Here is an 18,382-nt window from a genome sequence, read left to right as displayed (position 1 = left end):
TTTAAACCCTTAATGTGGAAAAATGAGTAGTACTCGTTACCGGTACTTCGGTTGTTTTATTGGTTACTTTTTGCGTGTTCGCACTTTTTAGCCATTCGATGAAATTCGCTAATGATTCATCAAGAAAAGAAGCAGTTAACAGTTGCTGGTGCAGGTGTATGAAACCGATGTATCCCGTTTCTGCCTCCCAGAATACCGCTGGAGAGCCTTGCGTTAAGGCATCTTTCATATGTTGATGCAAAACATCATCACTCGGCTTATCGCCTGAAATCAGCCCAATAAGTGTCAGGCGATCTTCTTGTGCGCGAATTGTGATTGCTGTGTTTTGGTCAATGAGTAGATGACAACAATCATCCTCATCAAAAACCAGCGACTCCAGTTGGCAGCGGCTGGCAAAATCTGTCAGTAAAGAAGTTATAAATCCATTAGCCATTCGACTAAATAATCCTATTTTTGTTGTTTTAGAGGCGCTGCTTGGTTGCAACACTTATCACCTAAGCAGCTTTCTTAGGTGTATTCTTAAGGATTTATGGCAGTGAATATTTTAGAAATGGTCGGATTTTTTTTGTTTAAAGGCATTAAAATGAAAAAACTCAGCAAGTACTGAGTTTTTAAGATTTATTCATGAATCGTAATTTTACGCTCGCTGAGTTGCTTCACCATCGCTTGCTTTAATGCATGCAGCTGTCCATCAATACTGGCGTCAATGATCCCAACTTCTGTTTCCAAAATGCAGCCTCCATTTTTCAAGCGCGCATCTGCTACCACGTCAACGTAACCGACTTCAGGGTAATCACTCAATACACCAGCCACCTTTTCCCTCACATCAACAACCTGCTCTGGATGGACATGTAAAATCACTTGCTTTTGGTTGCTCACCAATTGCAACGCTTCTCGCACGACGCTCACCGTGGTATCGACATCATCAAAGGTATCGATGATCTTACGTACCGCTTCTAACACCACGCCTGTCATTTTTTCTTCGACTTGCTGATAGTAGTCATTACAACGTGCTAGGGTTTCAACCATCGTTTGCGCATTTTCAATCTTGGCTTGTGCGAGACCATCTTGATAACCACGTTGTTTTTCAGTTTCGAAGGCTTGTTGGGCATTAGCAATTATGCTTTCAGCTTTGGAGTTCGCGGCTTCAACTAAGTGTTGCGAATCAAGATAACTGGCATAATCTTTCGCTTTCAGCACCTTTAAGCCAGGTGCTAGCTGCAAGTTGTCTGTTTTTATTTCAACAAATGAAACCATTGGGGAATAACCTGTTTTGCGATTTTTTTTGTAAGTCGATACGCCAGATCTCGCTGATCTTTTGCCAACCAGCTAGCCATTTCCGTACTCTCGCTGAGCTGCTGTTCTAGTTTGAATTGCCAACGCAGGACAATGTCTTCTGGCGAGTTAACTAAAACAAACCTTATCCAGGAGTACCCAAGCGCTTGCATTTTTGCTTCAACAGACCGCTCATCCAATGATTCTGGCAACGGATGTTGCCAACCTTGCGGCCAACTGGATAACAACATCGGCCCGTTTTGAATCAAGAACCGAGCGCCTTCCAATCCAAAGACGTTGTTCAGAACCTGTTTCGGATGTTTTAAAACAACGCCTCGCATTGCCACACAATGTAAAGCTCCGCCCACCATCAATACGAGTTGATTCAACGCATCCGCTGGGAGCAACGCCAAGCTATGGCAAGGTTTGTTAAAAGCCGTCTCTGGAACGGGAGATAACGCCCACTCATTTATGCACCATTGGTTAAACATGGGGTTATCTCTCCAACCTTCAATATTTAATAACCAAGGCTGTTTCTGTTCTATCCAACTTTTATGGATGTATTGGCAAGGCGCGTAGTTAAATTGATGTTGTACCTGCGCGAGTGGTGTTTCTGGTTTAACCACGCTTTGTGTTCCTGCGGCACCAAGTAAAAGTAGCGATATTTGAACCGATAAGCGCAGCTACCAAGAACACCAGGATGGCGACAAAATTATTCGCCGTCTCTTTGGTGACCTGAACCGACAAAATGCTTTTAAATTGATTGTTTTGAGTAGCAACTCGTACCTCTGATGAGGGTACCATCACTACGCTGATTCGATCGTAATTCAACCCCTCAATACTGTTGTTCACCAATAATTTGATCTGCGGAACATACGAGTCAAGCGCAATATCCGCCGCATGTTTAATAAACACAGAGGCAGATGCAGGCGTTGGACGCTCTCCTGGACGTAGATCTTGATCTTCCAAAACAACATGAACACGTGCCACCAGCACGCCATCAATTTGAGATAAGGTTGAAGAAAGTTCTTGAGATTTAGCGTACACCAAACGTGCTCGTTCTGCTAATGGCGACGAGATCAAATCGTCTTTGGGAAACACCTCTTTCAATGTAGAAAACTGCTCTCTTGGGTAACCTTTTCGCTTCAGCGCGTCTACAGCGAAGGCGATTTGAGAACTGTCTACCATTAACTTGACGGTGTTGTCTTTGTCAGGTTCTTTTGTTGCAACGACACCTTCGGATAATAAGATCGACAACATCTCATTCCCCTCTTTCTGAGTTACGTTGGTGTACAGCTCGGTCTGACACCCCACCAGAAACAACGTGAGCATGATGAAAACCGCTCTCATTTTATTCATCATCACTATTGTGCCTTCAATAAGGTTTCTACATTTTGTGTGGTTTTACCCACGGTTTTCGCGATCAGCTCTTCTTGAAAAGTAATGCGCGTCAGTGCCCACTGCATTTGCAGTAATTGCGCCGGATCATCACCCACCATCTTCATGTTGTCTTGCAGGTTACTTTTCGCGTTATCGATAGTATTTTTTAACTCGCTGATGTTTTCGAGCAAACCGCCCTCCAAGCCATTATTCGCCTCGGGAACCGACATAGCTTGTTCGAAACGTTCACTTAAACCGTCCTCGACTTGTGCATCCTGCAACTTATCAATGTTGGTTTGCATCACCTCGGTGTACTGCGTGTTTATCATATGTACTCCTAAGACAAATCTAACTTGTGACTATGAGTCACGATGTTTTTCACCATCGCATTTTTTTGAATCATGAAGCTAAGCTCATCACGAACCATGTCCAGTGTTGATGCCATACCAGGTAACGACTTCAACTCAGCCCAGCAGTGCCACAAGGCTTGTTCTTTCTGGGCACCCAGTGGAAAATGCTGCGCCAACATTTCTTTAAGTGCTGCTTTATCGACACGTGGCTCGGCAATAAGCTGGCCCGAAAAATCCCCTAGCAACTCCTGCTTCAACACCTTTAATAAATCGGCTTGCGGGTGTTCGGTGCCCTTTGCACTCTTCGCCTCATAAAAGGCGTACCACATTGCCTCTCGTTTAACTTGAGGATCGGAGAACGCTTCATTCAACGACGATAAGACGCTTTGTTTACTGACAACATCTGCTTCTTTTAGTGATTCATACCACGCTTTGATGTCCGCCAGTTTCGCTTCTGTTTTCTCTAACGTCTCTTTTGGAGAGGCGTGTGAGGCTTCCGCTTGCTTGGCATTACGCTCCATGAGCACATTCATCTTATCTTCATCGCTCCGCTCATAATGGCGCGACTCCGATTGGCGCAGAGGTTGAGGCTGAAGAGTTAGATTACTTGAATCAACGATCATCCAAGGTTCCTAATGTCCTGAGAAAAGCTTGCAGCAAATGCTTGGCTTTCTTCGCTTCCCTGTGATGCGAGTTCTACCCAACTCTCCGCTTTGCTCAATAAACCAGCTTTGGCGGAAGCAAGGGCCGCTAAACTGATCAGATCTGGATAGGCGTTGCAAAGTGGTTCGAGCAATTGATGAGCCTCTTCGTACAAGCCTTTATTCATGAGGCTCATTGCACGAATCATCACCACGGTCTCTTCAGAACCGGAGCTTGCTTCAAGGCCGTCCGCAATCGTGTTAGCTTCTTGATGACGATGCATACCAGTTGCCATCAGCGCGATTTCAGCCAACAATTGGCGCATTTCTCGTTCCATGCTTTATACCTTCTGGAGAATCGACTGCATCACATCTTTAATCGCACGAGTGGTGGTCGCATTGATGTTGTAAACAACAGACCACTTGTTGATCGCGTGCTGAAGTTCAGCCAGCTTAGATGGATCATCGGCGTTTGTTTCTAGGTTCTTGATGGCAGTCGTCACTTCTGTGTTGGCATCTTTCGCTTGTTTTTCTAACTTAGCTTTAACATCATCAAGGTTTACACTGTTACTAGCATCGTAAAATGACATAAGACTTCCTCGTATTTTTAGTTCGCTTCGTATGATTCAACGACCGCATGTGCGGCGGTGTAAGCTTCATACTGTTTGAGTAGCAATTGGTACTGCTGTGGTGAGCACCCTAAATCCAACTGACGTTTCACCACCGCTTGTGCTTCTAAGAGCTTGCTCTTAATCTTGTGCACTTCCGCACCGTTTTTGTCGTTATTTAAAATTTGTTCAAGATTTGTCATTGTTCGTCTCGCCCTCGTATCCGAGTTCTATTGTTATCACCCGCCCGCCTTTGACCAGCTCAATGCCAGCAGGCGTAACACTGGATATGCGGTAGCCTTGAGGCGTTCTTGCACCAACCATGTAACGAACGTTATCGGTCAGAATCACATATGGAACCTGACCAAAGTTAACGCTACGAAACGGGAAATCGATGTTGGTGCCTTTACTCACCTTAGGTATGGATTTCAAAACTAAATACGGTTTTTCACCATATTGTTCTCGGAAGTCTCGAGTCACACCGTAAAATCGAGTCGTTTCGATATCATCAAGTTCCCCGCGTACTTCGATGCGATCACCGCTGGTAACCAACTGGACTTTTTTCAGTAGCTCCGCATCCGTCAATAAGGCTTTTAGCGTATCCATGTAGGCACCCGCTCTTTGCAGTTCGACCTTCCACGCTACGAGGCCCGGTACGTCTCGCTCTAAAATTTGCTCAACTTGGTTCCAGCGGCTGGCATCATCGATATAACCCGTCAGTAACAGTGTGCCCGTCTCATCCCCATTTTCGACTTTCACCTGGTGATAGCCGAGGTTTCGCAAAATAAATCGAACCCCGCGACGGATTTCTTCCATCGTTCTTAAGTCACTTTTGTAATTGATACCTAGTACATCAATTCGACCAAGCAGATCGAGTTTCTGAGTTCGATCTTCAACATAGCCTTCCAAAACCGCTTGGCGTGCGGCGGCATTCCATTCCACACGAACGTCGCTAAGTTTGAGCTCGCCTAAGATATTGCGCACCAAAACAATGGGTTCTGCTTCTGTGACAGTCTCGTTGTTGTTTCCGTTAGCTTGGCTGTACCACATACCAGCAAAAATGACACTCGGGACAAAACTACAAAGCAAGGCGATGAGCGTTGTTTTTTTCCAGCTAGAGCGTTGTACAGCAACAACAGGTGTATCCTGTTCGCTAGATTCGTCGCTGACGTTACTCACGATTAACGCATCTTCTGCGTACCCCAGTGCGAACTTCACAACGCCTACAGATACAACGGCATGGCGTGACAACTCGATCCCATCATCTTCAACAGAGATGTTTTCACCGTTAATATTTGCCTCTTTGCAGCCTCGTAAAATGACCGAGTCTTGCTGGCAAACCAACGTGAAATGGTTAGCTTCGACCCCAGCATCAGACAGCACGAGATCTGCGATAAAGTCGTCACTGCCAAGCACAAGAGCGCCCTCAGGTAAGGTGACTTCAACTCCGGAATGCACGCCTGATAAAATACGAATTTTCCATTGCTGCATCGCAGTTAAGGCTCCTCTGATGGACGCACACACTCACTTTGTGAGTCATCGCATTCCAATACTTTTACACGCCAACCCTTTTGCCCTGTCGGCAATTGGCACTGCGTCAATTGAGACGACTGTTGCTGTGACAATAAGTCTTGCTGATAGCGCTCTGCTTGAGTCTTTGATGTGCAGCTATACACTTCGACGACCGATTTAAATTCAGCACTGTTGTTGGAAATGTTGTTGAGCTTGCCAATGCTTGGTCGCAGATCGTACTCATTACCAATCAACACACTATCGCCAATACCATCCACAACGATTCGCGGTTCTAGAATAAACATGCGCACCGTGCGGCGTTTAGTGTTGGTATTACTTCTAAACAACGCACCTAAATATGGGATATCTCCCAACAGTGGTACTTTACGTAACTGATGACTCACTTCATCTCGGTACACACCACCGATAAGCAAACTCTGTCCTTGCTTCACCGTCGCCAAGGTACTGATTTCAGTTTTACGCACGGAAGGAAGGTCGTCGACACCACCATCGGTAATCTTTGCCCCGTCTTCGAGATGAAGGCTCAGATTGATTTCTGGTCGGGCAGCAAACCTGTCACCAACGATACGCGGGACAATTCTCAGTAACGTGCCATACGTGACCTCTTCCAGTGCTGCGGTCTCTTTACCAACCAGCTTGACGTAAAACGTGCTGCTGTTGTTCAGTACCGCTTCGACATTTTCTTGGGTTAACAGTGTTGGTCTTGAAACCACTTGAGCACTGCCTTGAGATTCCAATAATCGGATTTGAGCCAACAGGTAATTCAGATTGGTTGAATCAAGCAAAGACTTAAAATTTTGTCCGCTGCCGAGAGTCACATCACCCGAACTCACATCCCCTGTTGTTTTGATATCAACAATTCGATTATTTCCGACAGACACTCCCGCTCGCCAATCCACGCCTAACTGACTTAAATCGTTGGCACTGATGTCGACAATCGATAACGCAACTTCAATTCTTGATTGCGGTTGGTCCAATTGAGCGACCAGTTTGCGATAGAGCGGTAATCGCGCTTGAGTATCACGAACAATAATCGCATTAAGGCCCGGCTCTGCTTCAACCGTTGCTCCGCCATGAACTGAGGCGGTTTTATTGCTTTTTACAGGCTTATCTGAACTGGTAACTTCTTTACTCGACGCGCTCGTGACTTGAGTTTGAACACCAGACACGACTCGCTTTAAAACCGAGGCGATACCCGGAACTGTAATGGTCTGATCTCGATATGCAATTTCTCTATCCGTTGCAGAAGCGTACTTCAAAGGAATTATTTCAACGAATAACTCGTCGGTTGAATTCGATTTCTGCAGCAGGCGCGTTTCTAATGCTTCGGCCGTTTGTACAACTAAGTCGACATAACGTGGAGGACCTGCAAGATAAACCAACCCTTTACTTTCAGCGGCTCTCCACCCATAGCGCGAATCCCACACTCCAGTGGAAATTAACGTGCTTCGTAGCTCTCTGGCGGTCAATAATTCTAATTGGAGTAAACGTGAGCGCGTTTCTGTCGCCTTATAGACATGTAAGACGGCACCATCGAAATACCACATCAAGTTATAGACTTGCGATAAGTAGTCGAGGAACTCAGCCGGATCATCAGGAGTAAAACGTCCACTCACTCGATCATTAACTTTGTCACTCACCGAAACCGAAACGCGATAGTTTGCGCCAAAGTTATTCAACAACTCTTTTAATGAGTCGTTATCTGCATAGTATCGGAATGGTTGTTCGGGCCAGTGTAAGTCTGTTGCTTGTGCGAATCCCAACGGAGCAAAGCTCACAGCACACAACAGTATTTTTGTGGCAGTACGTCTGATGTTCGGAAAGACTTTTCGCATCATGGCAACCACACATTATGATTAATCGTGTGGTTCACGCGCTCGTGCTCCAATAATGCCATATAACGCTCACATAGATTAACGTGCTTGGAAAGCAAAGAAGAGAACAGCTCAATCGAACAGTCCTCGATCCTCACTTTGCTTTGTAAAATTAGCTGCTGATCATCATTTGCTGTTAGTACGCAGCCATCTTCACGGATTGTTTTTAATGAGAGCTGCATGCAACGTTGTAACGCTTGTTCTTGTTGATAATCTAGATGCTCTTTAAACTGGAAAGGTAAAGCCGCTTCCCATAAAAACCATGATGCGTGTTGTTTGATGGTCAGTGACAACTGATCAACCTCGATGTTGTAAGAGCCATTTTCTGAGGCAATAAAATCCCCTACCTTTAGCGTTTCCGCTAAAGATTTCATCATCTTATCTAACATTTAACGCCCTATTTAAATCTGGCTGAGGTGATTGCAAGCCTGGCCGCACTGGCCGCTTTGAGTGTCAAAATAGTAGTGATCGATGTCGCCAACAATTTGCATGCTCTTGAACCACTGCCATACTTTCGCAACCGCATTTTGGTCGTTGTAAACAACATCGCATGCATCCCAGACTTCGTTCAGCTCAGGAGCCTCAAGTCGAACTTCCGAACACCACTTTTTCCACTCAGAGATAAACTGAGCCGTCGTAGAAGTGTACTCTGCGAACCCTTTGAGCTCGTCTAAGGACGGTTGCCACTTCTCAATTAACGAACGATGACATTCAATCACTTGCATCTGTTGTTCACTCAACGTCCCGAGTTGATCTTTCAACTGGTGTTGTTGGCGCTCAATTAAATCGAGTTGCTGTTGTACAAACACCGCACTGGTGTCCTCTCCCAATAGTTTCGACCAATATTCCTTTTGAATATCGAGCTGATTGATAAGCTGTTCCACTTTAATGGAGGCATGCAAAGCGCTTTGATCAACTTGACGGTTAATCCACTCGTTTAGCGATAAATGAAAACAAAGCATCAACGTTTTTGGCACCGCTAAATTGAAGCGAAAACCAAGACGCGCGTTGATGTATTCCAGTCTTTGTTCAAAGGTCACGAGTGTGCGGCTATCACTGAGCTGCGACCCAATTTCCAAAAATAAACGCATGGCGAATCGGTCAAGCGACGCACCGAGCTTTTGATACGTTTTCACCAACTGGCTTGCGCACAGGCTATCGACGACGCTTCTATCCAACAAGCGCTGAAGTAAAGATAACTGTTCATAATTAATGACGCCTTCACTCAACAATTGTCGGTGATTGACGTGCACAACATTGAAATCCTGCGTTGATCTAGAAGCACTTTCATATCGAGCTCCTCTCTGCAAAACTGTCACTTTCCGTTGTGTCACAATGCTGTCTGGAAAAAGCGAACGGCGTCGCCAATGCTGCTTTTTCATTTATGTTCGTCTCCGCACCCCTCTCGAACGATCCAGAAAGAAAGAGGTGTAATAATTTTTAATCGTTCGTTGTTACATGACGCATAATAGAATTTACGCTGATGAGTGACTTTCAAAATTAGTCAGAAAATTTTAGTCCCAAGTCATTTCATTTCGCGATAGCTACTTGATCGTCTCCCGAACGTACACGGCTTGGCGTCGTTCCAAAACGACGGCGGTAACTCTGCGTAAAGTAAGACTGACTAGAAAACCCAGCCTCCATCGCCACATCCACGATGCTCATCTTGCTCGTCAACAGGAGTTTATGAGCGTGCAACAATCGGCGCTCACTGATCCAAGCTCTTGGAGAAATGCCATAGTGCTCATTAAATAGCTCTTTAAAAGTCGTTAAGCTAGCACCAAACTCTTGCGCATAGTCAGTCAACTTCCACTCTTTGAGGTAGTGTTGTTCCATAAATCGACGTAACCGTTCCGATGTTCGGTTCGTTTGTTGTGACAGCAACGCATAGAGTGATTCTCCCCCTTTGCCGTGCAGCAAAAGAATGAGTAACTCTTCATATTTTAGGCACATGATCGCATCTGGATACGCCTGTTGCTCAAGCGTCTGCATGCTGGAAAGCACTTGCTCTACGAGTATGTTCAAACCAAAAGTAAACAAGCCAGAACAAACTTTATCTACCTTGGGCAGCATCATCAAAAGATCACTGTGCTTCTGTAATAGCTGGCTAACGAGTTCATTGTCGTAGGTTATAATCGACGCTTTGTATGCCCCGTCTAAGGGCGAATACTCGAATAAGTAATCCCCTTGGGATAGAAACACCCCGTTTTCTGCCGCAACATCGATTGTGCAATCACCTGTTTGAACTCGAAGCTGACCATTGTGAACGATAACAATGTGAGATTGGTCTGAGTGAAATACTTCGTCAGATTTTTCATAGCGGGAAAAACTACGAATTTTTCGCGAGCTCGAGCCGACCTTTTCTGTGTTTAGTTGGCCTGACACATCCATTTTCTACCCTTCATTATTTTGAGTTTCTCAGTACGAGTGTTGAGAAACTTTCAAAGCAATACTTTGGTTGTTGTTATTTCTAAGTACTGCTATATCAATTAAAGAAGCAAAGAAAAGAGCATAGAAGTTCATATCACTTACCATACCCCCCGAATAATTAGCGAATATCCTAAGCATTACCCTTACCTAAAGGTAAAAGTTTATCTTAGTAAACTCTGCTGTCCGTCTTTATTATTTTTATCAGATAGCGTTTATTATTAGCCAAAACTTAAATATCATTTCGTTATTAAAGTTTAGGATTTTTGTTATACATTAGAATAAAATTAAATAGATTATGGTATCGTTTATCGAACAAACTGAAATTTCCAAAATCTTAAAATTGTATGTTTTATAGCCTAAAACGCCAAGCCAACGTGTTCAAGGAGCGAGATATAATCATAAAGAATGCTATTTTTGCAACAAGTATAAGTCTAAAAAACAACTGACCCGATGACTTAAACCATGTGATTAATGTTTGTAAAAAACAACAAAACTTTCACAACAGGAAAGAGCAAATCTTTATTTTTAATAATTTAGTAAGGTCTAATTAAATGTAACCGATTACTTTTCATCTGGTTATTTTTTTGGCACGAGTATCAAGTTTTCCTGTTTTCCCTCCACTGAAAATAAATAGTTCTTTTCTTTTTCCGCTACAAGTTCCCCATTCGAGTATAGCTTTCCAATTATCTTCATGTTTCCGTCACCAGCTTGAATCGGTGCAATTAAAAATGAATACTGTACGGGTAATTGAACGCCTTGGTAGTGCTGCAATGCAGATCTAAGACACTGATTTTCAATCACTTTACATATTTCCACATCAAGAGACGTAATCGAAGGTGGAAAGTATCCATCGACAGAAACCCAACCATAGAGTGTCGCCTGACTCTTTGTGTCAAAGCTACCTTCCCTTACAATCGGCACAGATTGACTACACCCACTTAGTAGGAATAGTCCGACAAAACCAGCCCACATAGAATTGTTCATTATGACACCATAAACTTATTTTATAGACTTAGTTCATTTTAATTTCACACAATTCTTTATGTAAAAATATAAAAGATCAACTTATATTTATACTACAAGCGGACAATAAATCGCATTCTTCAACAACACAGATTTAACATTAGATTTAACTCATAGTGACTGCGCCCTAATACACTTTCAATTAGGTGGGTATATTAGAGAACAAAGATATTTAAATATCTAAGAACAACCACAATATGCATCAGAGCACATTTGTTATCGCTGTTCTATTTAGCTCACCGAAATTAAAAACCAAAATATAATAACAACCGACCAATATTGATAAACACGAAGAGATACATCTAATATTTTCCTTGATAAAATTTCAAAAGGGACTATTCCTATGTCAGCACGCCAAACTATCGATGAGATTTTGCTAAAGTTTGCTCATCAAATAGGCTTGCCTGCACTGCATCTAACGGAAAATGAAGTAAGCTTAGCGTTTGATGATAATCTAAGAGTGCATATCATCTTTCATCCTGAATCGACAACCCTCCAGCTCGAAGCTGAGATTGTTGGTCTTCAAATCGTTAATTCCGATCTCTATCGTTCTTTCCTAGCCTTTAATTATCACTGGCCTGAGCATCAATTATTCTTTAGTTTAGATAATCATCGACATGTACTCTGTTTAAACCGACTCATTAACATTAAGCGACTGGATTATGAGTATTTTGAAACAGCTTTGGCGGAATTGTTGACGCAAAGTGAGTCCTGGGAGTCGTTATTGTCTGCTCATGTCGCCACTGCTGAGGTAGCTCCGATGCCACAAACTTTAGACTTAAGAGTTTAGGTGTCTCTATGTCCAACGACATCCAATCTAAATACACTAACTTACCGGTTCATGAAGTAAAGCAAGCACAGCAAAGTGATGCTCTGCCACAAGGAACGTTTCATGGCCGCAAAGTGACCCTACTCTCTTCATCAGAAAGCAGTTTGGCTCGAATGAGCTCTAAAAGAGAACTTAGCGAATGTTTAAACCAGTTTGCGAGTCTTGAGTCTTGTAATCGCGTCTTGGATTTTGATCAGCAGTTTAGTCTTGAAAAGCAAAACACCGCGGTCGAAAAACTACTTGAACGAAAAGTGACCGTAATTCAACGTTCCTGATCACGCAATATAAATGGGTTCAAAATATAAATTTCACGTATATACACCCTCCCACCCGCAAGCCCATGCAATAAAAAACCCCGAAGGCTCGGGGTTTTGGTTAGTACTGCTTTTTCTTTGTTAACTACTTCAATTTAGAAGAAGCCTAGTGGATCAACACTGTAGCTAATCAATAGGTTTTTCGTATTTTGGTAGTGATCCAGCATCATCTTATGTGTTTCACGTCCAATACCTGACTTTTTATAGCCACCGAACGCAGCGTGTGCAGGGTAAGCGTGGTAGCAGTTAATCCAAATTCGACCAGCTTCGATATTACGGCCCATACGATATGCGACGTTCGCATCACGAGTCCAAACGCCTGCGCCTAAGCCATATTCGGTGTCGTTCGCGATTTCCAGAGCTTCCGCTTCATCTTTAAACTTAGTGATGGCAATGACGGGGCCAAAGATTTCTTCTTGGAAAATACGCATCTTATTGTGGCCTTCCAACATCGTTGGCTGAATGTAGTAACCCTGATTGATTGACTCTGGCTGCTCAGAGACACCACCACCAAAGACCACTTTTGCACCTTCTTTACGGCCGATTTCCAGGTAACTTAAAATCTTATCAAACTGTTCTTGAGAAGCTTGGGCGCCTACTTGAGTATCGGTATCGAGCGGGTTACCTTGCTTGATTAACTGCGCACGTTCCGTCAATTTCTCTACAAACTTATCGTAAATCGCTTCATGAACTAATACGCGAGATGGACAGGTACAAACTTCGCCTTGGTTGAAGAAACCAAGTAACGTACCTTCAATACACTTGTCGAGATACTCATCTTCATAGTCGAAAATATCTGAGAAGTAGATGTTTGGAGATTTACCACCTAGCTCAACTGTCGATGGGATTAAGTTGTCTGCTGCACATTTTAGAATGTGATTGCCAACTTGTGTTGAACCGGTAAACGCTAACTTCGCAATGCGGTTGCTGGTTGCAAGCGCTTGGCCCGCTTCTGAACCAAAACCATTAACAACGTTAATGACGCCCGGTGGCAGTAGATCACCGATCTTTTCCATAAGAACCAGAATCGACGTTGGCGTTTGTTCTGCTGGCTTCAATACAACACAACAACCCGCCGCTAGTGCCGGTGCTAGTTTCCAAGCCGCCATCAGCATTGGGAAGTTCCACGGAATAATTTGACCAACCACGCCAATCGGCTCCGGGAAGTGGTAGCTTGCGGTGTGCTCATCCAGCTCCGCCGCACTGCCTTCTTGTGCGCGAATACAGCCAGCAAAGTAACGGAAATGATCCACGACCAGCGGTAAGTCTGCAGCTAAGGTTTCGCGAACTGGTTTGCCGTTTTCCCAAGTTTCGGCAACTGCCAACTCTTCTAAATGCTGCTCAATACGATCAGCAATTTTCAGCAAGATGTTCGAGCGTTCAGTCACACTGGTTTTTGCCCATTTAGTTCTGATGTTGTGTGCCGCATCCAATGCTAAGTTGATATCCGCCTCGCCAGAACGAGCAACTTTACAATATGCTTGTCCGTTGATTGGTGAGATATTATCAAAGTACTCACCGCCCGTTGGTTTTACCCATTCCCCACCGATAAAGTTATCGTAATGCGATTTAAAGTTAACAATGGCATTTTCACTACCTGGCTGTGCATAGATCATAACTCTTCCTTTTGTTTCTCGTTCAATGTGTTATTGCAGTGTCGTATCGCACTGTTCACAAAGAGCATTACGCAAGTCACACGCCAACTACACCACACTTGTTGTTAATTAAATGTAAAACTATGATTACCAAGCGATAACAAACCAAGTGAGCGATGTTTGAGCGGATGTATGGTGTGAATACCAATGTTCAAGTGTTCCAAAATGGCACACCCTCACTGTGACAAAATGGTACAGTCATGGAACTTCAACACATTAGCGATAACAATTGGCTTTCAACTTCATGGATCCGAAGTGAACAGGCGGGTTTAAAACAGCGTCGACGCCCTGAAGATATTCGAGTGACACCAGCGACACTTCAAGATAGGCGTCACCAACTCAACTTCTTATTGGAAACCGTCACCCAGTTTGCTCTCCCGCTGTTTAATCAGCTTTTTGCTCATAGTGACAGCCGCTTAATTCTGACGGATGCCGACGGCGTCATCATCGGCAGTTGGGGACAACCTAAGTTCCGCGAGAAGTTGACCGAAATTGCGCTAAGCTCTGGTGCGTGCTGGCAAGAAAAGGTCAAAGGCACCAACGCGATTGGGACTGCGATAGTTGAAGCAAAACCGGTCTCAGTCATCGGCGATCAACACTTCATCCAACATCATCGTTTTATTAGCTGCTCGGCCAATCCTATTTTCGATCATCTTGGTCATTTGATTGGCGTGCTAGATATCACCAGCGAACAAAAGAAACATGATTTCTCAACGCAAGTGCTGGTACAGAACATGGTTCAGCAAGTTGAAAATCAATTGCTTAACTTGATTCCACAAGGGCATATTCGTGTGGATTTGGCGTGTGAAAAAGGCTTACTAAACAGTGGATGGCAAGGCATTATCATCGCTAATGAAGATGGACAGATTCTCGCGCACAACCAAGTTGCTTCTCAGCTCCTTGCGCAACAAAACGTCATCGGGCAATCGCTCGACGACATTCTTTCTATCCAAAGTGACGAGCACCCTTTCGTGTTCAAAACAAAGCCGCTGACCGACAAAAAAGTGAAGTCTCGTTCCGTTACCGCTTCCAATGATCTGCATTATGGTGATTCCACTGTCGAGCATTGCTGGCAACAAGCCAATCGTGTTATCGATAAAGACATCAGCTTACTGATTCTCGGAGAAACTGGGGTTGGTAAAAATGAGTTTGTGAAAGCGCTACATAAAAACAGCCAGAGAAAAACGGGGCCGTTGGTTTCCGTCAACTGTGGCGCACTACCGAAAGATTTGGTTGAGTCCGAATTGTTTGGCTACGTGGCTGGTGCATTTACTGGCGCAAACAGCAAAGGCTATCAGGGAAAAATTCGCCAAGCACACAAAGGGATTTTGTTTCTGGATGAAATCGCAGATTTACCCTTGGAAGCTCAAAGCCGTTTACTGCATGTATTGCAAGATAAAACCGTGCTTCCTGTGGGTTCAAACCAAAGTGTTCAAGTCGATACGCAAATCATTGCGGCCACACATAAAGATCTCGAGAACTTGGTTAGCGAAGGATTGTTCCGTCAAGACTTATACTATCGCCTCAATGGTTTGATCATCGAATTGCCTCGCTTCGAAGAGCGAGATGATAAGCAACAACTGATCGAGAATATTCATCGACGTCACGCTGAATCTGAACAACAACTCTGTCCTCACCTACTTTCTCTGCTGCTTTCTTACTCTTGGCCAGGAAACTTGCGTGAACTCGATAGTTTAATCAAAGTATCCGCGTTAATGGCGCAAGGTGAAGAAACGTTAGAGCTCGCTCACGTACCGACTCACCTGAGCAAGAAGCTCAGCCAGGCTCAAGACATAACAACCACTGCCGAACCCACGTTAGAACTGCGTGCAACCGTCGAAGACAAACTGCTCAAAACATATCAAGCCAATCAGGGGAACATCAGCAAAACATCTCGTATGCTTGGCGTCAGTCGAAATACAATTTATAGAAAGCTGAAAAGCCTCGGCATATTGGGTTAATCCATAACCTCAGATACAAAAAGAGCACCTTTGCGGTGCTCTTTCTATTTGAAACCTAGCTTACAGGCCGCCTTGTTGTTGCGCCTGTTTTACTAATGCCTGACGTTGAGTTTCCTTCTCAGAGATCACTTGGTTGTCCTTGTGTATTTCCTGATCCAATTCTGCCGGAATGAAAACAAAGTACTTGTTAAGAATCATCTTAGAACCTCAATTTGTTGTGTTAATCACCTTCTTGGTCAACGTAAACAACACCAGAAAAACACGTTTTACTGGATCCTTGTTGCTGGTTTCAAAAAATAGAGGATGTTCATTTATTAAACATCCTCCATGTGGGCGATAATTATAGGCGTAGTTCAAAGGCTTACCTAGCACTCTTTTTCGCCTTTCTTGCAACCTTAGTTTCATTCTCAAAACTGATGCAATCACGCATATTTAATAAAGTATTGTTAAACAAAGAAAAGTGATTTTCATCGTGACTGATAATGAGGATGAGCTTCCCGGAATTATTGACTTGAAATTACGCCTAGTAAACTCGAAGGCTGCAATAATAGCGTTAAAAGGCCTTAATCCGCACAGCAAAAACTTTGAAGTGATAGACAAATGCATTCATATATTTGTAAAGCCGTTTATGGATTTGTCTACCAGTTCAATATTTCACCTTTTTTGAGAAATCTTTAGCCGCTTTTTTGTGTGAAACGCCAAAAAAGAACAGACAATCAAAGCGTGGTATATGACCACACTTGTCTATCCCCACTCAGCTTTGGGAGGCGTTTATGAAAAGTAGCAAACTTGGCCATGTGATGTCTTTCAGCAGAATGTTTTCCTTCATTGCGTTTTTGACGGCTACATTCGCATGGATTCTCAGCATGTATGCCCTATTTACTGTTTCTGTAGTAGCTCTTGTGGTCAGCGCAATTCTCTACCTCAAAGACAGGTTTTATCAAAACAAGAAAACGACCACTGAAAAGAGCGCCTAAGCGCTCTTTGAGTTTCATAAAGCCAGACACAAAAAAGGATGCTTAGGCACCCTTTTATACTTAGTCGATTTACTTAAAACGATTACACGTCGTAAGTTGTAGACGCTGTGTCGCCGCCTGTACCAGTCCAGTTCGTATGGAAGAATTCACCACGCTCACGGTCGATACGCTCGTAAGTGTGAGCACCGAAGTAGTCACGTTGAGCTTGCAGTAGGTTCGCAGGTAGACGAGCTGTTGTGTAACCGTCTAGGAACGTTAGTGCAGAAGTCGTACATGGCATTGGGATACCTGCTTCTAGAGACTTAGCTGCTACTTTACGCCATGCTACTAGGCTGTTTTGTAGAATACCTTTGAAGTAATCATCAGAGCCTAGGAATGCTAGTCCTGGATTCGCTTCGTATGCATCACGGATGTTGCCTAGGAACGCAGAACGGATGATACAACCACCACGCCACATAAGAGCAACGTTACCGTAGTTTAGGTCCCAGCCATTCTCGTTTGATGCTTCGCGCATTAGCATAAAGCCTTGAGCGTAAGAGATGATCTTAGACGCTAGAAGCGCTTGACGTAGTGCGTCAACCCACTCTTGCTTATCACCTTCAACTGGTGTGATTGTCTTACCGAACAGTTTCTCAGCTTCAACACGTTGATCTTTTAGTGCAGATAGGCAACGAGAGAATACTGACTCAGAGATAAGCGTTAGTGGAATACCTAGGTCTAGTGCGTTGATACCCGTCCATTTACCTGTACCTTTTTGGCCTGCAGTGTCTAGGATTTTCTCAACTAGAGGTTCACCATCTTCGTCTTTGTAGCCAAGGATGTCAGCCGTAATTTCAACAAGGTAGCTATTTAGCTCAGTGTTGTTCCACTCAGCGAATACCGCTTGCATCTCGTCTGCAGACATACCAAGACCGTCTTTCATGAACTGGTAAGCTTCTGTGATCAGCTGCATGTCGCCGTATTCGATGCCATTGTGTACCATCTTAACGAAGTGGCCCGCACCGTCGTTACCAACCCAGTCACAACAAGGCTCACCTGCATCAGTTTTTGCAGAGATACCTTGGAAAATTGGCTTAACCGCTTCCCAAGCTTCTGGAGCGCCGCCAGGCATGATAGATGGGCCAAAACGTGCACCTTCTTCACCACCAGATACGCCAGTACCGATGAAGTGGATGCCTTTTTCGCGTAGTGCAGCAACACGACGGTTTGTATCTGGGTAGTTTGTGTTACCACCGTCGATGATGATGTCGCCCTTATCTAGTAGAGGGACTAGCGCGTCGATGAATTTGTCGACCACATCACCTGCGCGAACCATTAGCATCACTTTACGTGGCGTTTCTAGCTTCTCTACTAGTTCTTCTAGAGAGTATGCACCGATGATGTTCGTGCCTTTCGCTGGTCCTTCCAGAAACTCGTCTACTTTGGCAGCAGTACGGTTGTGAGCTACCACTTTAAAACCGTGGTCGTTCATGTTTAGGATAAGGTTTTGACCCATTACCGCTAGGCCAATTACACCGATATCACCTTTCATT

At 44.0% G+C, this 18,382-nt stretch carries 22 protein-coding genes; 4 read left to right on the top strand and 18 right to left on the bottom strand.

Annotation, left to right across the window (positions count from 1 at the left end):
• Position 1: 1 nt before the first annotated feature.
• From D8S93_RS19275 to D8S93_RS19205, 15 genes are all read right to left on the bottom strand, one after another.
• On the bottom strand, positions 2-487 hold the full coding sequence (locus D8S93_RS19275) for a CesT family type III secretion system chaperone (RefSeq protein WP_254048144.1): 486 nt from the start codon (positions 485-487) through the stop codon (positions 2-4).
• 131 nt (positions 488-618) lie between these two features.
• Entirely contained in the window at positions 619-1,257 is a 639-nt protein-coding gene (locus D8S93_RS19270; protein ID WP_104974061.1) for an HrpE/YscL family type III secretion apparatus protein, read from the bottom strand.
• Complete coding sequence (vscK, locus tag D8S93_RS19265; protein ID WP_114322286.1) at positions 1,236-1,901, bottom strand: SctK family type III secretion system sorting platform protein VscK; 666 nt, start codon at positions 1,899-1,901, stop codon at positions 1,236-1,238. The genes D8S93_RS19270 and vscK overlap by 22 nt, the downstream gene beginning before the upstream one ends.
• Positions 1,894-2,640 carry a type III secretion system inner membrane ring lipoprotein SctJ gene (gene sctJ, locus D8S93_RS19260; RefSeq protein ID WP_086015689.1) on the bottom strand — a complete coding sequence of 249 codons (747 nt, stop codon included), beginning with the start codon at positions 2,638-2,640 and terminating at the stop codon, positions 1,894-1,896. The genes vscK and sctJ overlap by 8 nt, the downstream gene beginning before the upstream one ends.
• Complete coding sequence (vscI, locus tag D8S93_RS19255) at positions 2,640-2,984, bottom strand: SctI family type III secretion system inner rod subunit VscI (RefSeq protein ID WP_005377202.1); 345 nt, start codon at positions 2,982-2,984, stop codon at positions 2,640-2,642. Before vscI ends, sctJ begins: the two co-directional genes overlap by 1 nt.
• Positions 2,985-2,992: 8 nt before the next feature.
• Positions 2,993-3,628: a YopR family T3SS polymerization control protein gene (locus D8S93_RS19250; RefSeq protein ID WP_152814882.1), complete on the bottom strand. Its 636-nt coding sequence runs from the start codon at positions 3,626-3,628 to the stop codon at positions 2,993-2,995.
• Positions 3,625-3,984 carry a YscG family type III secretion system chaperone gene (locus D8S93_RS19245; RefSeq protein ID WP_047009830.1) on the bottom strand — a complete coding sequence of 120 codons (360 nt, stop codon included), beginning with the start codon at positions 3,982-3,984 and terminating at the stop codon, positions 3,625-3,627. The genes D8S93_RS19250 and D8S93_RS19245 overlap by 4 nt, the downstream gene beginning before the upstream one ends.
• A 3-nt stretch (positions 3,985-3,987) precedes the next feature.
• Positions 3,988-4,236 carry a type III secretion system needle filament subunit SctF gene (gene sctF / locus D8S93_RS19240; RefSeq protein WP_005395161.1) on the bottom strand — a complete coding sequence of 83 codons (249 nt, stop codon included), beginning with the start codon at positions 4,234-4,236 and terminating at the stop codon, positions 3,988-3,990.
• Positions 4,237-4,253: 17 nt separating this feature from the next.
• Complete coding sequence (locus tag D8S93_RS19235) at positions 4,254-4,457, bottom strand: EscE/YscE/SsaE family type III secretion system needle protein co-chaperone (RefSeq protein WP_012841766.1); 204 nt, start codon at positions 4,455-4,457, stop codon at positions 4,254-4,256.
• Positions 4,444-5,745, bottom strand: a complete 1,302-nt coding sequence (gene sctD, locus D8S93_RS19230; RefSeq protein WP_012841765.1) for a type III secretion system inner membrane ring subunit SctD — start codon at positions 5,743-5,745, stop codon at positions 4,444-4,446. The genes D8S93_RS19235 and sctD overlap by 14 nt, the downstream gene beginning before the upstream one ends.
• A 5-nt stretch (positions 5,746-5,750) precedes the next feature.
• Positions 5,751-7,625: a type III secretion system outer membrane ring subunit SctC gene (sctC, locus tag D8S93_RS19225; protein WP_152814879.1), complete on the bottom strand. Its 1,875-nt coding sequence runs from the start codon at positions 7,623-7,625 to the stop codon at positions 5,751-5,753.
• Positions 7,622-8,050, bottom strand: coding sequence for a YscB family type III secretion system chaperone (locus D8S93_RS19220; protein WP_012841763.1), 429 nt, complete (start codon positions 8,048-8,050; stop codon positions 7,622-7,624). Before D8S93_RS19220 ends, sctC begins: the two co-directional genes overlap by 4 nt.
• 12 nt (positions 8,051-8,062) lie before the next feature.
• Positions 8,063-9,043 (bottom strand): T3SS regulon anti-activator ExsD domain-containing protein, encoded by a 981-nt coding sequence (locus D8S93_RS19215; protein ID WP_152814876.1) that lies wholly within the window; start codon positions 9,041-9,043, stop codon positions 8,063-8,065.
• Positions 9,044-9,191: 148 nt separating this feature from the next.
• Positions 9,192-10,052: a helix-turn-helix transcriptional regulator gene (locus tag D8S93_RS19210; RefSeq protein ID WP_152814873.1), complete on the bottom strand. Its 861-nt coding sequence runs from the start codon at positions 10,050-10,052 to the stop codon at positions 9,192-9,194.
• A gap of 615 nt (positions 10,053-10,667) precedes the next feature.
• Positions 10,668-11,075 (bottom strand): YscW family type III secretion system pilotin, encoded by a 408-nt coding sequence (locus tag D8S93_RS19205; protein WP_134646525.1) that lies wholly within the window; start codon positions 11,073-11,075, stop codon positions 10,668-10,670.
• Positions 11,076-11,457: 382 nt separating this feature from the next.
• On the opposite strand from D8S93_RS19205, the gene exsC reads away from it, so the two are divergent.
• Positions 11,458-11,904, top strand: coding sequence for a type III secretion system regulatory chaperone ExsC (gene exsC / locus D8S93_RS19200; protein ID WP_005397386.1), 447 nt, complete (start codon positions 11,458-11,460; stop codon positions 11,902-11,904).
• Positions 11,905-11,912: 8 nt separating this feature from the next.
• A complete protein-coding gene (exsE2, locus tag D8S93_RS19195; RefSeq protein ID WP_005397379.1) occupies positions 11,913-12,218 on the top strand; it encodes a T3SS regulon translocated regulator ExsE2 in 306 nt (101 codons plus the stop codon).
• Between the two features lie 134 nt (positions 12,219-12,352).
• On the opposite strand, the gene D8S93_RS19190 is transcribed toward exsE2, so the two are convergent.
• Positions 12,353-13,873, bottom strand: a complete 1,521-nt coding sequence (locus tag D8S93_RS19190; protein ID WP_152814870.1) for an aldehyde dehydrogenase family protein — start codon at positions 13,871-13,873, stop codon at positions 12,353-12,355.
• Between the two features lie 239 nt (positions 13,874-14,112).
• Here D8S93_RS19190 and D8S93_RS19185 point away from each other — a divergent pair, with 239 nt between their 5' ends.
• A complete protein-coding gene (locus tag D8S93_RS19185; protein WP_152814868.1) occupies positions 14,113-15,873 on the top strand; it encodes a sigma-54-dependent Fis family transcriptional regulator in 1,761 nt (586 codons plus the stop codon).
• Between the two features lie 60 nt (positions 15,874-15,933).
• Here D8S93_RS19185 and D8S93_RS24880 read toward each other — a convergent pair whose 3' ends face one another.
• On the bottom strand, positions 15,934-16,071 hold the full coding sequence (locus D8S93_RS24880; protein WP_012841759.1) for a hypothetical protein: 138 nt from the start codon (positions 16,069-16,071) through the stop codon (positions 15,934-15,936).
• A 575-nt stretch (positions 16,072-16,646) separates the two neighbouring features.
• Here D8S93_RS24880 and D8S93_RS19175 point away from each other — a divergent pair.
• On the top strand, positions 16,647-16,850 hold the full coding sequence (locus tag D8S93_RS19175) for a hypothetical protein (RefSeq protein WP_005397371.1): 204 nt from the start codon (positions 16,647-16,649) through the stop codon (positions 16,848-16,850).
• Positions 16,851-16,932: 82 nt separating this feature from the next.
• Here the strand turns inward: D8S93_RS19175 and gnd are convergent, their stop codons facing one another.
• Positions 16,933-18,381 carry a decarboxylating NADP(+)-dependent phosphogluconate dehydrogenase gene (gnd, locus tag D8S93_RS19170; protein ID WP_152814865.1) on the bottom strand — a complete coding sequence of 483 codons (1,449 nt, stop codon included), beginning with the start codon at positions 18,379-18,381 and terminating at the stop codon, positions 16,933-16,935.
• Position 18,382: the final 1 nt, after the last annotated feature.

The sequence above is a fragment of the Vibrio sp. VGrn 2 genome (assembly GCF_009361695.1).
Taxonomy (GTDB): Bacteria; Pseudomonadota; Gammaproteobacteria; order Enterobacterales; family Vibrionaceae; genus Vibrio; species Vibrio diabolicus.
This window is presented reverse-complemented; position numbering and strand designations above follow the sequence as displayed.